20 protein-coding genes and 1 tRNA gene are annotated in these 14,112 nt (G+C 53.8%); 11 read left to right on the forward strand and 10 right to left on the reverse strand.

All coding sequences use genetic code 11. The features are described from left to right. From traV to KI811_RS00150, 8 genes are read right to left on the reverse strand one after another with little or no spacing between them, the layout of a single operon-like run. On the reverse strand, nt 1-498 hold the full coding sequence (traV, locus tag KI811_RS00115) for a type IV conjugative transfer system lipoprotein TraV (RefSeq protein ID WP_214184460.1): 498 nt from the start codon (nt 496-498) through the stop codon (nt 1-3). After that, complete coding sequence (locus tag KI811_RS00120; RefSeq protein WP_214184461.1) at nt 495-1,766, reverse strand: TraB/VirB10 family protein; 1,272 nt, start codon at nt 1,764-1,766, stop codon at nt 495-497. The genes traV and KI811_RS00120 overlap by 4 nt, the downstream gene beginning before the upstream one ends. Further along, entirely contained in the window at nt 1,756-2,691 is a 936-nt protein-coding gene (locus KI811_RS00125; RefSeq protein WP_214184462.1) for a type-F conjugative transfer system secretin TraK, read from the reverse strand. Before KI811_RS00125 ends, KI811_RS00120 begins: the two co-directional genes overlap by 11 nt. Beyond that, the gene (locus KI811_RS00130) at nt 2,691-3,269 is read right to left on the reverse strand and encodes a type IV conjugative transfer system protein TraE (protein WP_192905693.1); all 579 of its coding nucleotides are present in this window, start codon (nt 3,267-3,269) and stop codon (nt 2,691-2,693) included. Before KI811_RS00130 ends, KI811_RS00125 begins: the two co-directional genes overlap by 1 nt. A 22-nt stretch (nt 3,270-3,291) precedes the next feature. Further along, nucleotides 3,292-3,558, reverse strand: a complete 267-nt coding sequence (locus KI811_RS00135) for a type IV conjugative transfer system protein TraL (protein ID WP_108103972.1) — start codon at nt 3,556-3,558, stop codon at nt 3,292-3,294. Nucleotides 3,559-3,611: 53 nt separating this feature from the next. Beyond that, nucleotides 3,612-3,911 (reverse strand): hypothetical protein, encoded by a 300-nt coding sequence (locus KI811_RS00140; protein WP_214184463.1) that lies wholly within the window; start codon nt 3,909-3,911, stop codon nt 3,612-3,614. 55 nt (nt 3,912-3,966) lie between these two features. Further along, a complete protein-coding gene (locus KI811_RS00145) occupies nt 3,967-4,719 on the reverse strand; it encodes a DsbC family protein (protein ID WP_214184464.1) in 753 nt (250 codons plus the stop codon). After that, complete coding sequence (locus tag KI811_RS00150) at nt 4,716-5,315, reverse strand: OmpA family protein (protein ID WP_214184465.1); 600 nt, start codon at nt 5,313-5,315, stop codon at nt 4,716-4,718. The genes KI811_RS00145 and KI811_RS00150 overlap by 4 nt, the downstream gene beginning before the upstream one ends. Before the next feature lie 232 nt (nt 5,316-5,547). Between KI811_RS00150 and KI811_RS00155 the strand changes: the two genes are divergently transcribed. The 11 genes from KI811_RS00155 (at nt 5,548) to KI811_RS00205 (ending at nt 12,397) form a co-directional block, all read left to right on the forward strand. After that, complete coding sequence (locus tag KI811_RS00155; protein ID WP_214184466.1) at nt 5,548-5,685, forward strand: hypothetical protein; 138 nt, start codon at nt 5,548-5,550, stop codon at nt 5,683-5,685. A gap of 97 nt (nt 5,686-5,782) precedes the next feature. Then, complete coding sequence (locus tag KI811_RS00160) at nt 5,783-5,956, forward strand: helix-turn-helix transcriptional regulator (protein WP_214184467.1); 174 nt, start codon at nt 5,783-5,785, stop codon at nt 5,954-5,956. A 44-nt stretch (nt 5,957-6,000) separates the two neighbouring features. Next, on the forward strand, nt 6,001-6,840 hold the full coding sequence (gene trfA / locus KI811_RS00165) for a plasmid replication initiator TrfA (protein ID WP_214184468.1): 840 nt from the start codon (nt 6,001-6,003) through the stop codon (nt 6,838-6,840). A 240-nt stretch (nt 6,841-7,080) separates the two neighbouring features. Beyond that, on the forward strand, nt 7,081-7,398 hold the full coding sequence (locus tag KI811_RS00170) for a hypothetical protein (protein WP_246551204.1): 318 nt from the start codon (nt 7,081-7,083) through the stop codon (nt 7,396-7,398). 191 nt (nt 7,399-7,589) lie between these two features. Then, entirely contained in the window at nt 7,590-8,147 is a 558-nt protein-coding gene (locus KI811_RS00175; protein ID WP_214184470.1) for a sigma-70 family RNA polymerase sigma factor, read from the forward strand. Nucleotides 8,148-8,185: 38 nt separating this feature from the next. Further along, nucleotides 8,186-8,665: a hypothetical protein gene (locus KI811_RS00180; protein WP_214184471.1), complete on the forward strand. Its 480-nt coding sequence runs from the start codon at nt 8,186-8,188 to the stop codon at nt 8,663-8,665. 68 nt (nt 8,666-8,733) lie between these two features. Beyond that, the gene (locus tag KI811_RS00185; RefSeq protein ID WP_214184472.1) at nt 8,734-9,366 is read left to right on the forward strand and encodes a hypothetical protein; all 633 of its coding nucleotides are present in this window, start codon (nt 8,734-8,736) and stop codon (nt 9,364-9,366) included. Nucleotides 9,367-9,543: 177 nt separating this feature from the next. After that, complete coding sequence (locus tag KI811_RS00190) at nt 9,544-10,431, forward strand: ParM/StbA family protein (RefSeq protein WP_214184473.1); 888 nt, start codon at nt 9,544-9,546, stop codon at nt 10,429-10,431. Nucleotides 10,432-10,438: 7 nt separating this feature from the next. After that, nucleotides 10,439-10,747, forward strand: coding sequence for a hypothetical protein (locus KI811_RS00195; protein WP_246551205.1), 309 nt, complete (start codon nt 10,439-10,441; stop codon nt 10,745-10,747). A 71-nt stretch (nt 10,748-10,818) separates the two neighbouring features. Beyond that, nucleotides 10,819-11,157 carry a helix-turn-helix domain-containing protein gene (locus tag KI811_RS00200; RefSeq protein WP_214184475.1) on the forward strand — a complete coding sequence of 113 codons (339 nt, stop codon included), beginning with the start codon at nt 10,819-10,821 and terminating at the stop codon, nt 11,155-11,157. Next, the gene (locus KI811_RS00205; RefSeq protein WP_214184476.1) at nt 11,150-12,397 is read left to right on the forward strand and encodes a type II toxin-antitoxin system HipA family toxin; all 1,248 of its coding nucleotides are present in this window, start codon (nt 11,150-11,152) and stop codon (nt 12,395-12,397) included. The genes KI811_RS00200 and KI811_RS00205 overlap by 8 nt, the downstream gene beginning before the upstream one ends. Before the next feature lie 261 nt (nt 12,398-12,658). Here KI811_RS00205 and KI811_RS00210 read toward each other — a convergent pair. Continuing rightward, nucleotides 12,659-12,733 (reverse strand) — tRNA-Gly (locus KI811_RS00210). Nucleotides 12,734-12,751: 18 nt separating this feature from the next. Next, nucleotides 12,752-14,047, reverse strand: coding sequence for a tRNA nucleotidyltransferase/poly(A) polymerase-related protein (locus tag KI811_RS00215; RefSeq protein ID WP_214184477.1), 1,296 nt, complete (start codon nt 14,045-14,047; stop codon nt 12,752-12,754). Nucleotides 14,048-14,112 lie beyond the last annotated feature (65 nt).

Raw genomic sequence — 14,112 nt, forward strand, 5'->3', positions numbered from 1 at the left:
CTACTCCTCCTCACCGGACGACACTGTGTCGCCCAGGAGCCAGCGCGGCTCGTCTACGAAGAAGTAGACATAGCGCAGCATGTAGAACTCATTGTCTTGTCCGGTATAGGGGAGCAGCAGTACCCGCATGGTTTTTGGAGGAGCAACGACCGGGGTGACCGGCTCCTTGAGGAGACCGGTGAATTTGTCGAAGAGAGCGGTTCGGTACTTCGTAAGGGCTCCGTTCTCTTTCGACTGGAGATCGGTTCCTGCCGACTCTTTGTTGCTTTCGGTGCAGGCGCCGGAATTATCGGACTCTGGTCCGCAGTTCTCACGGGATTGATCGGCAGCCATATCCTTAGTTTTGGCAACGCCGCCTGATGACTCACTATAGGCATTCTGGACGGAGACGCATTTGCCGTTGTAACTCTCGGGGCAACTGAAATTGCTTTCGTAGGGGTTGAGCAAGGCACAGCCGCTCATGAGCAGCATTCCCGCCAAAGTCAGTACTTTCTTCACTTTCCGCCTCCCTTGGCGATCTTTTTGATTTCCAGGTTGATCCCTTCGCTGATGACCAGCGTCACCGGCTTGGTGGCGCCAACCTCAATGACCGGCATGGTCTGCTTGGCCAGTTCCATGTAGAACTTCTGGATCTCCTTGAAGCCGCTCGACAGGCCCGAGCCGGCGCCTGACATGGCGATATCCTTGGGATCTACGGTCTGGGTGGTGCCGAGAGGACTGACGGCGAGAGTTGTCGCTGATGCCTTGATGGCATCACCGGCACCGCCGAAGAAACCGGCCAGCATGCTCCTGGCGATCATGGAACCCATCTTGGCTACGACCCGGCCCCGCAGACCGATCTTGCCGTCCTCATCGACGACGAATCCCTTGACCTTCTGGTCCACCACAGCTTGTCCCTTGCGGTCGAGGCATGACAGGGAGACCAGCAGCAGTTCAGCCCGCTCGGTGGCCAGGTTCCCCTTGCCGTCCGCGATGACAAAGCACCCCTTGAGGTTGGCCTTGACGCTATTGGGGAGAACCGCCGGAGTCTTGACTCTGAGCAACACCGGCACTGGGTTACCTTTGGCTTCCGAAGTGGTCGGGGCGTCGAGACCACTCAACAGGGTCGCCTCCATAAAGGAAGGCGGCAGATAGACTGAACCTGATGTGGCGTCTTTTTTTTTATCCTCCGGTTCGGCTTTGGCCTGTTTTCCCGCCCCGGGTGATGACACAACGGCAATGTCGCCGATTTCGGTCTCGGGGGGTGATACTGGTTGCCCGGCTGCAATCGCCTGCGATGACATGGGAGGTGGCGGCAGCGGAATGGAGCTGGTTTGCGGGATCGGCGGTGGCGGCAAAAGCTGCTTTGCCAGGACAGATCGTCCCGCACCGGCTTTTTGAACCTGCCCCTGGGCAGATGCAGCATTGCGGGCATCACCTGATATGGGAAGTGACGTTCCCGGCTGCAGCACTGGAGCTGCCGGTGCATCTCCCTTTTTCTCCCGGGTTATTTCATCGAGCTTTTGCTGGAGTTCGGCAACCTTGTCATCCCGCTTGGCTATTTCCTTCTGGCTTTCAAGGTACTGCGACTTCTCCAGCAGCTTCGGTTCGATGCTCAAGGGAGCCTGTTTTGCGCTTCTCACCGGTTGCGACGCTCTGCCGCGGTTCATGGCCATGCTCCCGAGCACGAAAGTCAGACCGAAAATGGCTACACCGCCCCCCCAGACCAGCAGTCGCCTCTGGTTGCCGGTCAGGCCGTTCCAGTAGGAAAGCAGCTTATTTTTCATCATCCGCCTCCTGGTCAGCCGGTGCCGGTTGCGGTTTCTGGGCCGACTCCTGCTTGGCCTTCAGGCTGGAGCCGGAACGATCCATTACCGGCAGTTCGCCGGCCAGTTTCCTGGCTTCCTGCTTTTCCGCCCGCTGCTCCACCACGAACACCCGTGAGGTATCACCACTGCGCAGGATGTGCCGTTCGAGTGCAACAGCCACCGGGTTTTCCGCCAGTTCCGTTCTCAGGAACATCTTCTCGTTCATCCTGAATTCAGCCGGCTCCCCGCGAAGGTTCGCCTCGTACTCCTTGATCCGGAGCCCTTCACCCTCGATATCCACGGTGCGCTTCAGTGTCAGGGTAATTTCCCTGAACATGAAGAACCGCTTGTCCTTGCGCACCACGGAGTAGGAATCGGGGATGTTCTCGGTGTAGACCTCCCGAATGGCGCGAAGCAGCTTTTTCTCAAAGGGGAGCCCGGCATAGAGCGAGAGGTTATCCTTGATCTTTCGCTCCCTGCCTGACGACAGTCGGATGGTCTGGGAAGGAACCCTCTGGGGAAACACAATCATGCTGAAGGTTTCTTCGCCGCAGACGACATACAACTCGGTTGGTGTGGTCGAATAGGAAAGCTTGTCACCTTTCTTCGTGACCTTGAACTTCACGAAGGCATCCTTGCCGGTGATCTTGATGGTGACCCCTTTTTCCGTGGAGGTGAGCGCCTCGCGGATCTCGGCCGGGCAGGAAATACGGTTCATATCCGAACTGGACAGGCGAATGGTAGTCGTCGCCTCCGGCAGCACCACTGTAGGAAATTCACTTTCGACCGGTTTCTCCATAACCTGGTCATCGGTAGTTCTCTTTTTCTGGATTGCGGATTGATCAGCCGCGTGGAGTATTGCCGGAACCAGCAATGCGGCCAGTAACACAACCGTGCTGCGCATCATGCCCCCTTGCTTTCGCCTTGGGCCGGCTTCTCGTAGAGGCGGACCAGGATGAATTTTCCGTTTTCTATGCGGTAGTCGATGAGATAGACCTTCAGGGTGTCCTCCGCCTTCTGGTCCACCATGTAAGTCTTCTTGGTGCCGGTGACTTCGAGCCGGCGCTTTTCGGTGTCGTTGATGATCGACTGGATGTAAAAGGCGCTGGAGGCCTTGGTGTTTTCAATTTTGTCGGCCAGCTCGTACAGCTCTTTCCGCGATGCCTGGAACTGGGCGGGATCATAGACGGCCAGCAGTTCGCTGAACTGCGACCGGGCATTGACCGGGTTGTAGGTCAGGGCCAGATTCAGAATGTAACGGGCAAATTCCTTGAGGTACTCGTCAGAGGCCTTGTCTCCGGAAACCGAGATTTTTGAGTTGACGACCGGAGGCACGAGGATGACCCGCTGGCTGTTCAACGCCATGAACAGTCCGGCGGTGTTGATGACGACGGCGATGCCCAGCGCCACAACAACGAACTTGAGCAACCGGTTCTCGGCGAAGATGTTTGAACTCTTCTGCAGGAAAATATCGAGGTTCACTTCTTTGCTCCCTCTGTGGTGGTCATTCCAGAAAATCCTTGTCGAAAAACTGCGGGTACCCCTTCATCGGCGCCAGACCGAGAAAATAGAGCGCATGCCGCAGGAAGCCTCGCGGGTACTGTCGCTTGAAGCGGCTGTATGCCCACGGAACGATGATCATTGTCAGCCAGAGCCACCCGCCGAACTGCTGAGCCAGGATGAAGCTGGCCGTCATAATCGCCAGGTCATCAGGCTCAAACCAGAGAACCTGGAACGGCTGGGTCAGGTATTGGGGAAACTTGCGGGTCACATCCGGCTCCGTTCACAAAGGTGGTGAGGGGGGGCTTTCGCCCCCCGTTCTGTTCAGATGATCATTCCGAGCGAGGTGACGATCTTGTCAGAGTTGATGACAAGCACCCCTCCCAGAATGCAGAGAACTGCCGGGACCATCTTTTGCTGGATCATGACGACGACGCCGGCAATGATCGACAGGACACCGGCAATGGCGCCGAAGGGTCCTTTGAGGATGTTGTTGATGAAGAAGTCGTAGGCCTCGAAACCGAATGAACCGGCTACCGGGGCAACGAGAGCCATGGCCTGCGATGCCACCAGGGTCACGATCATGGCGACGGCGGTCATCAGAAGTAATTTCCGTTTGTGCATTCATTTCTCCTTTGTGCTGGTTACGTGATGGTGCTGCGGTGACAGTGGTACAGAATCAGTGCAATTGCGGCTTGCTCACCTCCTTTCCCTTGTCCAGCAGCCCGGATATCCGTTGGATGTCCGCACCATTCACGTGAGCACCTTCGATCCAGAGTGCCGGTGTTCCCCGTACCCCAATCCCGGCCGCGATCTTCTCCATCTCCTCCAGTTGCTGTTGCTGCACGCCGTCGGCGATGGCAATCGGTTTGCCGTCCAGTTGACCGGTAAAAACCTCGTGAAAAGCCTTGCCCCTGTCGGGCTGTGACAGGATGTAACGGGCCTTCTTTTCAGCGTCGGGATGGATTCTGCGGAGTGGGACGAAATAGACGTAGCGCGTTACATCCGTGCGTTTCGCGAGGAAATCGTCGACCTTTCGACAATAAGGACAGTCGGGGTCGGTAAACTCGATGACCTTTTTCGGGCCGTTGCCGATTTTCAGGGCTTTATCGAGGGGGAGACCATTGATTCGGTCTGCGACAACCTTTTCCCGTATTTCGGCGGTCAGGTTCTTGCCGTCCTTGGACCAGATCTCCCCGAAAAAGAGATATCCTTCAGGGCTGAAGTAGAATACCTGCTCGCCTGCGGTGATCTCGTAGAGTCCTTTGAGCGGTGATTCTCTGAAACTGTCGATTTTCAGGTTCGGGAAACTCTTCATCAAATTCTCTTTCTCCGTCTTCACGTCATCATTCGCCATGGAGAACCCCGCGACCGCGACAAGAAGCAGCATCAATCCGCCAACCATCATGGTCCTGCCGTTAATGATCTTCACTTCTCCTCCTTTCGATGTTCCACTATTTCCACACGCCGGTTCAGGCGTTTGTCGGTCGAAACAGGGCAGCACTTGCCTTTTCCCTCTACAGTCACCACATTAAAACCATTAGATTTCATTATCCCTGCTAGGTGATTCGCTCTCCTGATCGACAACCTCTCGTTGTAGTCATCCCTTCCAATCGTGCAGGTGTAGCCCTTCAGTCCGAACGTGCTCTGCTTCGACAATCCCGCCAACAGACCATCGAATCTCAATCGCTCATGACGTGACAGCCGTTCGCTGTCGAAATCGAACTGCACGTTTGTGAGCTGTATTTCTGACTCAATGGCGTCGTGGATAGATGACTGGACAGGCTTTGTCTCATGGGCAAGTTGCGGCTCCAGCTTGACCGGGTCGGAGAGTCGCATGGCAAGCATGGGTTTCACCGGCAGGAGGGAAAGCCTGTGATCTGGGCAGTCGGAACAGACGACGAACTGGTCATCCTGTTTAGCCGTAACTGCATCGAGCGAATAATTGAATGGCCGCTGACGTATCTCTGCGGCATGGGATGCCAGAGGAAGAATCAACGCCATTGCGGTGATGCTGAGCGATTTCATCAAGGGGTACAGGCCTCCTGAAGGAGTGTGCTTCATTCACATAATCTATAGGGGGGGCAGGTGCAGTTGCCGCCAATGATCTGACCAACGCGCCAACTCTGAGTTATCTGCTCTGATACGACTCTGTTCAGGACTGATTCGATGGGACGTGGTGAGGGCATGCGAGGGGGCATAGGGATACGGTAAGAACGTCTATTTCTTCGGCGATGGTTAGGCTGAAGGAAGGGCTGAGATGGATAACCTGCTGGGCGGCAAGGGGGCCGACCTGGCGGAAATGACGAGCACCGGGCTGCTGGTCTCTACCGGCATTGACATACTTCATGCTCATTCACATTTCCAGCACACAAAAAATTTTTCTGCGAACTATTAGCCAGTTACACGACTTTTTCAGGTCAGATCACGAATTGCACCTGCCCCCCTTATAGATATTAGAGACAGGGAGAAACACCAAGAACGGAGGAAAAGCAATGGAAGCACTTTTGAGGCAGCGTGACCTGATGGAAATCATGAACGTATCGCGTGCAACGCTCTGGAGGATGCTGAGGTACCAGGATTTTCCCAAGCCGGTCATCTTGATGGGATGCAAACGTTGGAGATCTGAGGATGTCGCTTTGTGGATCGAGGCAAGGAAAAGTGTATGAGGGCAACACCATACTATCAATGAGGATGAATCGGGAGGTTCCGGTTGCCTGACCACCTTCAACCGACGCTGTTCCCGGACGCTGGGAAAACACAAGCGTCCGACACGTTTCAAGAACTGCTGGCAAGTATTGCTGCCAGGCCCAAGTACCTGCCCGATTGGCCGGAGAGTCACCGGGCTTTGCCCAACGAGATTCTACGGTCAGCGCTGTTCAACTGCCGCAACCGGAACCTTCCGCGCATGTTCCTGAAGGAGGTTGAGATCGCAGTGATTGGCGATGGCCAGGTAATTTATCGAGGGGAAGAACTTCGGCAGGATGACGAGCTGGTCTGGATGCACCTGATGCATTTGATCAAGAAGAGTCCGCTGGGAGAGTGCGTTGAGTTTACCCCTTATTCGTTCATCAAGGCACTCGGGTGGCCCATCAAGGGCCAAAACTATGATCGGCTCCGGAATTGTCTGAGTCGCATGCAGGCCACGGCGCTGCGCATACAGTCCAAGCGCTTGCACAGCTTTGTCAGCATTTCATTGATTCAGAAGTTCCTTTCCAGAAACGAGCGGAACGAGAGCCTGACCCGATGGCAGGTCTGGGTCGGGAAAGAGATGCAGTTGCTGTTCGACGAGGAGTTTCTGACCAAGGTGATGTGGGAGACCAGGCGGTCATTACCCGACGGCATTGCTTCAAAACTGTTCGGCTACTGGGCCAGCCACCGGAAACCGTACCCGGTGAAAGTCGAGACTCTGCTGAAGCTGTGCGGTTCCGGCATGCAAGCAAAGCATTTCAAGGCTGAATTGAAAAAGGCCCTCGAACTCCTTAGGGAAACCGGTTTTTTGGAAGCTTGGGACCTGAAGGATGAACTTGTTGTGGTTACCAGGAGGCATTGACCTATGCCCGACCGGACATTGACTTTTGACCGACTGACTATTGACCTATGGCCGACCGGTACTGACTTTTGGCCGACCAAACTATTGACTATTGACCGACCGAACCCATGACTTTTGGCCGACCGCCACTGTCCTGATTTCAATGAACAATTGATTGGTTAGAAGGTTATCAACACCCCACTAACCTTCTTCTAACCATTTTTAACCATAAGAGGCGTCGGATTGACAGGAAGGAATACGATGAACTGCCCATTTCCGGATGAAGCAAAGAGAACAGTGGTTTCGTATTTGCGCCGTTCAGGCCAGACAGTTGTCTTTTCGGAAGGTTCATTTGTCCTTGCGGAGGGGATTCCGAATCTCATCGTCATTGAGCAGGCATGCGCTGATGGTGCGATATCCCTTGCCGAGGACGGGGCGATTCAGGTGTGCGGGACAAGGATAATGGCCGAGTTGGACACAGTGAAACTGCGCAGAAGAGTTGAAGACCATTTACGAAAATCGGCTACCAAGCAGGACATCATCCGCATTGCAGCATGTTTGGGGATCAGATTGAAGTAACTGCTGATCCCGTTTCCCCTGAATAAGTTTTCCCTTAGGGCAGTATCGCGTCTGTTTTCGGCCTGAAGCCGTTTCAGCCGCTGAATCGAATATTCATTCTGGCACGGCCTGGCTCACACAAATGAGTACAGGCAAAGCCGGTCATCGGAGCACGACTTCGAGGCCGGCTTTTTTTTATTCGGAGCGAGACCATGGATTTTGACAAGGCAGTTGCGTGGGTCAAAGAAAATGAGGCGGTGATCAAGGGGTATATCGCAAAGTACCGGAATTTTTCACCGTATGAAGAACGTGATTACATGCAGGAAGCCTACGAATCTGCTTTCGTAGCTGCATGTCGCTGCGGTGAGAAAAAAATCAAATTCGAGGCTGCCTTCTGGAAGGTCTTTCGGAATCAGATCAGTGTAATAACACCAGCGCCGGATATTCTGACCCATGGATCGAATTCAATTCCCTCACATTTCTGCTCTGACGACCTTTCGGCTGTTGCTGAGAAAAGCTCCAAAGGGAGGCAGAAAGATCCCGACATCGAGGCGATATTCCAGTCGGTGCGCCATCATCTCACGGAAAAGGAGCAACAGGTCCTTTATTGGGCTCTCGGAATCGGTATGGAAGGACAGATGTCGAATTACGAGATAGCTGATCGGTTGGGATGCGTTGTTTCGAATGTCAGGGACATCCTCAACAGAGCACTCGACCGGATAAAATCCCTTGTCGAGAAAGGGAGCATCGATCCCAAGAATTTGATCTGATGTTGCAGCAGATACGCCATCACGAAAGGAGATTCACCATGAACCTTGAACAGGCAGCACAGCAGTATAAACCGGTACCACTGAAAGCTCTGAAAAGAATGGCTGTGGATGGGCTGTTGACTGAGCCGCTGGACGAGAAAGATCAACACGCATTGCAACTGCTTTCAAGTATTTGGGCGGATGAATGGTATGTCGCCCGGATGAACATGTCATTCAAATCGGACAAGAGAGCGCTGATGCTCGCATTCCCGGACTTCGGCAAGATTGAGCGTTATATTCTGTGTTCCTATCTCCCGAAAGAGCACGGGCCCAGGTACAGGGTCTCGGTACGTGATGTTGCCAATAACCTCCGCGCCTTTTTCCACATCGAGTACCCGGAGGTCAAGATCAAACGTATCCGTCAGATAGCCTACAACATGTTGCGCAGCTGCAGGGGAGAGAGTCGGAGACTGTACCTTTCCTTGACTGCTTTGGAACGTCAGTCGATGGAAAAACAGCGCGGGAAATCTGTCAAATAATCCAACTAACAAACTTTTCTAAGGAAAAGTCTTAATAGAAAAGTTTGTATTACGACAAGGAGTCAACAATGAAAGTTGAAGATATCGAAGAACTGCTCAACAGCCGGATCATGGAAGCGTTTTCGAGAGGATTCAGTGTCGTTGAGATCACCAGGGCGCTGAGGAAAACTACCGTGACTTCGGTCTATAATCTGCTGCGCGATACTGGCCGTATCAAAGTTATGCGTAGAAGCGAGTACCGCCGCCAATACGATATCGACCCAAAGTTGACGACCGCATGCCGGCAAAAGGGTCTCTCCTTTGGACGATGGTGTCTCAGTTGGCGTCTTGATCCGCATATGGCCGTAGCTGAACTGAAATCTGCCCCTGACAGTGAGGAAGAGAGTGCTGCGCATGTGGCGCTGAAGAGAGATTTCCCGGATATCTATCTCAGGCTGTACAATGGAGCAAAGATCAAGCCGGAGAAAAAGGGGAAATACCGGTCCAAGCCTGCTTCTCTGATGATCGAATGGAGTTCGGAGCGGAAAGCGTTTTTAGCGACTGTCCCGCAATGTCCAGGCATCGAAGCCAGTGGTAAAAACTGGGATGATGTTTTCTACGCCATAAAGTCGGTGCATCTGATGCACGAATATGTGAAACGGATTGACTGGCTTCTCAGCAGATCTGGCAACGAGGTTTGTCCGGCCAGTAAAGTCGAATAGTCACTTCTCCGTATTTGCGTCAAATTTGGTACCAAGTTTGTTACCAAATTTGCGCCAAATTCCGGAGGTGGCAAATTTGTCACCAAATATATCCCCATATTTGCCACCGCTACCTGCCCCCCCTATAGATATTTTGTATGGAGGCGTACCCGCCTTACAAAAATTCTGGGGGTTGATATGAATGTGCTGGTGTGTGATCTCGGGTTTTCTTCGGCCAAGTGGATTTACGGGGAGCGCAAGGGAAGGATAATTTCTGCGTTCAGCTACAACGGCGATAACTTACTTATCGGAGAAGATTCCCTGATGGCGTCGGGCTCTTCCTATCTGAAAACGATGGAAGAGCTTGTGCGCTACTATCCGGTATTTGTGGAACAGTGCCTGAAACAGGCTGGCTGTGAGGGGGACATTCTTCTTGCAGTTGGACTGCCGTACTCCTATTGGCAGGAGCAGCATAAGCCGGGCGGCGCCGTGCCTGCCTTGGCCAAATCTCTGACTGACGGAGCAATCAAGGAAGTGGCCGTATTCCCGCAAGGATTGGGAGGTTTGAGGGATTATCTCGATGGACTTCCGGAGCGACCGACCGGTAATGTTCTCGGCATTGATATCGGCTTCAACACCATCATCTTCACCCTGTTCTCACCACAGAAAAAGCAGATCATCCATGGCAAGACCCTCAACAAACGGGGCGTTCACCAGATGGCAACCAGCTTTCTGCTGCCACGAATCAAGAACCTCGCCCCATCAGGCACCTTCACTCCAGTGGAGATTGCCTTCCTGATCGAGAAGGGCTATTTGCAGTACGGCTTTGAGCGGCACGATGTCACCCGTGAAATCCAGGAAGCCGGCGTTGCGTATATCGAGCACATCATCCGTGACATTCAGGGTGAGTTGCAGGCCCATGTCGGCATGCATGCCGATTTTGATCGTGTCCTGCTGTTCGGCGGTGGTGCCGCCTTCCTGAAGAACGGCCTGCCTGCCAGAAACATCGAGGTTATCGTCCTGCCTGAACCGGAATATGCCAATGCCAGGGGATTCCAAACGCTCGCCTTTGCCAAGGGGGTGTGATGTGCCCTTGTACTCGCTCAAGATTTCCACCTATGACCCAGAAATCATCGATGCCTTTGAGCGTTTGCGCAAAAGCAGAAAGCAGGCGACGTTCACCCACGAAGCGATCAAACAATTCCTTGCGACGGAACGTGGAAAGCAGGTGCTGGCCAACATGGATGGGGGCACGTCAGATCAGCAATTGCCAGTTCATACTTCCATGGCAGTAATAAAGCCTGCCGATAAGCCGCCGAATGAGACGATGCCTGGGAAAAGTGAATCCGGATTTGTTCGGGACGTCGATTGCACCGATGTTTTGAACAGCATCTTGGAGTAGCGCGATTGCATATATGTAACGATAATTATATTTGACATTTTGTACTTATAATGTAAATAATAGTTCTCGCTATGAACAAGAGAACCGTTACCATATATCCGTCTTCGGCAAAAGAACTTGAAGCCTTGGGGCAACGTCTCAAGGATGCCCGGCTACGCCGTCGCTTTTCCATGGAGACGGTCTGTGCCCGGGCGGATATTTCCCGGCCAACGCTCTATAAGGTGGAGAATGGCGACCCGTCTGTTGCTATGGGGATTTACGTACAGGTGCTGCGTGTCCTGGGACTGGTGGAAGATCTCGGTTTGATCGCCAAGGAAGATGTTTTGGGCCGGCGTCTTCAGGATGAAGCATTGCCCCACAGAAAACGGGCTCCAAAAAAGACTCAACAAACTGGCGGATCAAATGGCTAAGGTACAAGGCGAGAATATCTGGGTCTGGCTTGACGATCCGTCCTTCGGCCCCTTACAGCGGATCGGCACACTGTCCCGTGGCGACCGGGGCAGCGTACGTTTTGCCTATGACACAACCTGGCTGAAGAAGGCCCATGCCTTCCCCCTTGACCCTGAACTGGACTTGACTGCTGGCGAATTCTACCCGGGCAATGCCAACTTCGGAGTTTTCATGGACTCCTGCCCCGACCGGTGGGGCCAGGTTCTGATGAAACGCAGGGAGGCAGTCGAAGCCCGGGAACAAGGACGCACCCCAAGAACACTCGGAGCGTGGGAGTTTCTGCATGGAGTCCAAGATTGCACCCGTATGGGGGCCCTCCGGTTCAGCCGCCCGGACTCTGATGTCTTTCTGGCCGACGAAGCACGCTCGGCACCACCGGTTACCCGAATTGCCGAACTGCAGGCTGTAGCCTTTGAGTTGACCAGGAAGAAGCCGGATGATCTGGACAAGATAAAGGAATGGCTGAGGGTTCTGGTTGCACCCGGTTCATCGCTTGGTGGTGCCCGCCCGAAAGCAAATTTGGTGGATGAGGACGGTAGTCTCTGGATCGCCAAGTTTCCGTCAGCTGACGATGATTACGATGTCGCACTCTGGGAAATGCTGCTGCAGGAACTTGCACGGGATTGCGGGATCACTGTACCCGCTTCCCGTCTCATGCAGATCGGTGGCGGCTATCACACCTTCATGGTGAAACGATTCGACCGAGATGGTGCTGCAAGACGTTTCTTTGCGTCAGCCATGACCATGACCGGGCATCAGGACACCGAAGATGCCAGTTATCTGGAGCTGGCCGAGTTTATTGCTACCTGGGGCGAGCCGGATTATATCACCCATGACCTCACGGAGCTTTTCACCAGAGTTGTCTTCAATGTTGCGACCGCCAACCGTGACGACCATCTCCGCAATCATGGCTTCATGAGGACTCCCGCTGGTTGGCGCCTTGCCCCTGCCTTTGATATGAACCCGTCATTCAAAAAGGATGAACACGCCCTGGCTCTGGATGTCTATAACCGGCAACCGGATATGGCTGTCGTGCTGGAAACGGTTGAGTACTATCGTCTCGGAATGGATCAGGCAAAGAATATTGTCAGCCGGGTAGGTAAGGTTGTCGGGGGGTGGAAAGCACGTGCTAGGAGGCTTGGATTGTCAGCTCACGAAATTTCTGAAGCGGAGCACCTTTTCTCGGTAAACTTAATATGAGATATTAATACATTAGACGAGAAACGGATGCAAAAACGGATTCACTGAATGTCAATTGTTCGTAATTGAGTGTTTGACCCAGCAAGAGTAAAATCTACCATCCAGCCATAAGCTGATTTCTTTTAATTTGTTGCCTATTGTTTCACCCGGTTGTATGGTGCCTCACAATTATTCATTTACAAACGGATGCAAAAACGGATGCAAAGCGGTCATTGACAAAAAAGAAGGGGCTAGACACACTGTCTAACCCCTTGTTTTTATTGGAGCGGGAAACGGGATTCGAACCCGCGACCTTCAGCTTGGGAAGCTGACACTCTACCACTGAGTTATTCCCGCTTGATTGAGATTGACTTTTTAGCCCATGGGCTCGTTGGTTGTCAACAGTTTTTTCCTGAGGAAGGCGCATGCTTCGGCGCCAGTCCTCACTTGGCCGGTGCTCTGGGCCTCCCGGAGAAGCTCATGGGCTTCCCCAACTATCTTGCAGGGAGGAACGGAAAGCAACTCCATGATTTCAGTTCCGGAGAGGAGAAGGTTCTCTCCCCGGGGGATATGGCAGTGCAGGTAGTAATGGGCAAGTTCGCGACAGCGCGATTCGGTGATGTGCCCTCGAGCAAGAAGCAGCAACGGCAGTTCGAGTCCTGCGGGCTCACATGCGTTGAAAAGCGTGAAAGCGGAGACGGTATCCAACCGCTCTGCAAGGGCAAGAGTATCGGCACGGCACAACTTCTCCATGAGTTGCCCTGCCGCCTTTCCAAGCCTAAGCCGATCTGCCGCCCCAAGGATATCCGCTTCTGTTACCGCGAGAAAAGCAGCCAGCTTCATGAGGGACAGAACAGTCATATCTCCCTGGATTTGCTCCTGAAGCCGTAAGCATCCCTTTTCCGCAGCTTCGTCGCCCAGTTGTGAAATGGATTGCACAACAGCTTCGACCCTGTCCATGGCCTCCGCTGCCGGAGAAACCTGCGAGGGAGAGAGGCCAAAGATCTCACGGAGAAGTCCCGTATCACCCATGGCTCGAAAAACAGACCCGGTTCCGGGCACGCGCAGAACCCGGAAAAGCTCGTCTCGAATCCGCTCCCCAGCGCTGTTTGCAACAAGAGGTGCATGGACCGCAATTGCCGCGAGTGTTTCAGTCTCGATGCGAAAGCCAAGGGTGGCGACAAAACGGAATGCGCGTACAAGGCGTAGGGGGTCATCACGAAAGACCGATTCGGCACAACGCCTTACCAGTCTAGCGCGGATATCGGTTTCGCCTTTTAAGGGATCGATAAGCTCCACCACACCCTGTAGCTGCACGGCAAGAGCGTTGATGGTGAAGTCGCGAAGGGCGAGATCAGCGCAAATATCCTCACCTCTCAGGGGAGCAAAGTCGAAGGTGACGATCCCGCCCCCCCCCTTGATGGCGACGCGGGATTGCCCCCGCTCCTGGTCGAGCCAGAAGAAGGTGCCGCCCCCCTCACTGGCAAAACGGCGGGAGAGAGCCTCGGCCCCGCCGGCGACGGCAATATCCACGTCATTCACCTCGCGCCCCATCAGCAGGTCGCGCAGGCATCCTCCGACAACATAGCATTGCAGATCGAGGCTGGCTGATGCCTGCCGTAGCGTTCTCAGAAACGGAGTTTCCAGGAATGATGCGATGGATGTTTTCATGGCATGAGCTTACCACCCCGTGGAGACGGGGCAAGAAAAAAGCCCGCACAGGGCGGGCTTTTCAA

The organism is Geobacter hydrogenophilus (assembly GCF_018501225.1).
GTDB lineage: Bacteria > Desulfobacterota > Desulfuromonadia > Geobacterales > Geobacteraceae > Geobacter > Geobacter hydrogenophilus.

Coding starts and splice junctions, on each gene's coding strand:
- KI811_RS00120 (WP_214184461.1), bottom strand. CDS start 1,766: ATGAAAAATAAGCTGCTTTCCTACTGGAACGGCCTGACCGGCAACCAG.
- KI811_RS00125 (WP_214184462.1), bottom strand. CDS start 2,691: ATGCGCAGCACGGTTGTGTTACTGGCCGCATTGCTGGTTCCGGCAATA.
- KI811_RS00140 (WP_214184463.1), bottom strand. CDS start 3,911: ATGCACAAACGGAAATTACTTCTGATGACCGCCGTCGCCATGATCGTG.
- KI811_RS00150 (WP_214184465.1), bottom strand. CDS start 5,315: ATGAAATCGCTCAGCATCACCGCAATGGCGTTGATTCTTCCTCTGGCA.
- KI811_RS00155 (WP_214184466.1), top strand. CDS start 5,548: ATGGATAACCTGCTGGGCGGCAAGGGGGCCGACCTGGCGGAAATGACG.
- KI811_RS00160 (WP_214184467.1), top strand. CDS start 5,783: ATGGAAGCACTTTTGAGGCAGCGTGACCTGATGGAAATCATGAACGTA.
- KI811_RS00170 (WP_246551204.1), top strand. CDS start 7,081: ATGAACTGCCCATTTCCGGATGAAGCAAAGAGAACAGTGGTTTCGTAT.
- KI811_RS00175 (WP_214184470.1), top strand. CDS start 7,590: ATGGATTTTGACAAGGCAGTTGCGTGGGTCAAAGAAAATGAGGCGGTG.
- KI811_RS00180 (WP_214184471.1), top strand. CDS start 8,186: ATGAACCTTGAACAGGCAGCACAGCAGTATAAACCGGTACCACTGAAA.
- KI811_RS00185 (WP_214184472.1), top strand. CDS start 8,734: ATGAAAGTTGAAGATATCGAAGAACTGCTCAACAGCCGGATCATGGAA.
- KI811_RS00190 (WP_214184473.1), top strand. CDS start 9,544: ATGAATGTGCTGGTGTGTGATCTCGGGTTTTCTTCGGCCAAGTGGATT.
- KI811_RS00200 (WP_214184475.1), top strand. CDS start 10,819: ATGAACAAGAGAACCGTTACCATATATCCGTCTTCGGCAAAAGAACTT.
- KI811_RS00205 (WP_214184476.1), top strand. CDS start 11,150: ATGGCTAAGGTACAAGGCGAGAATATCTGGGTCTGGCTTGACGATCCG.
- KI811_RS00215 (WP_214184477.1), bottom strand. CDS start 14,047: ATGAAAACATCCATCGCATCATTCCTGGAAACTCCGTTTCTGAGAACG.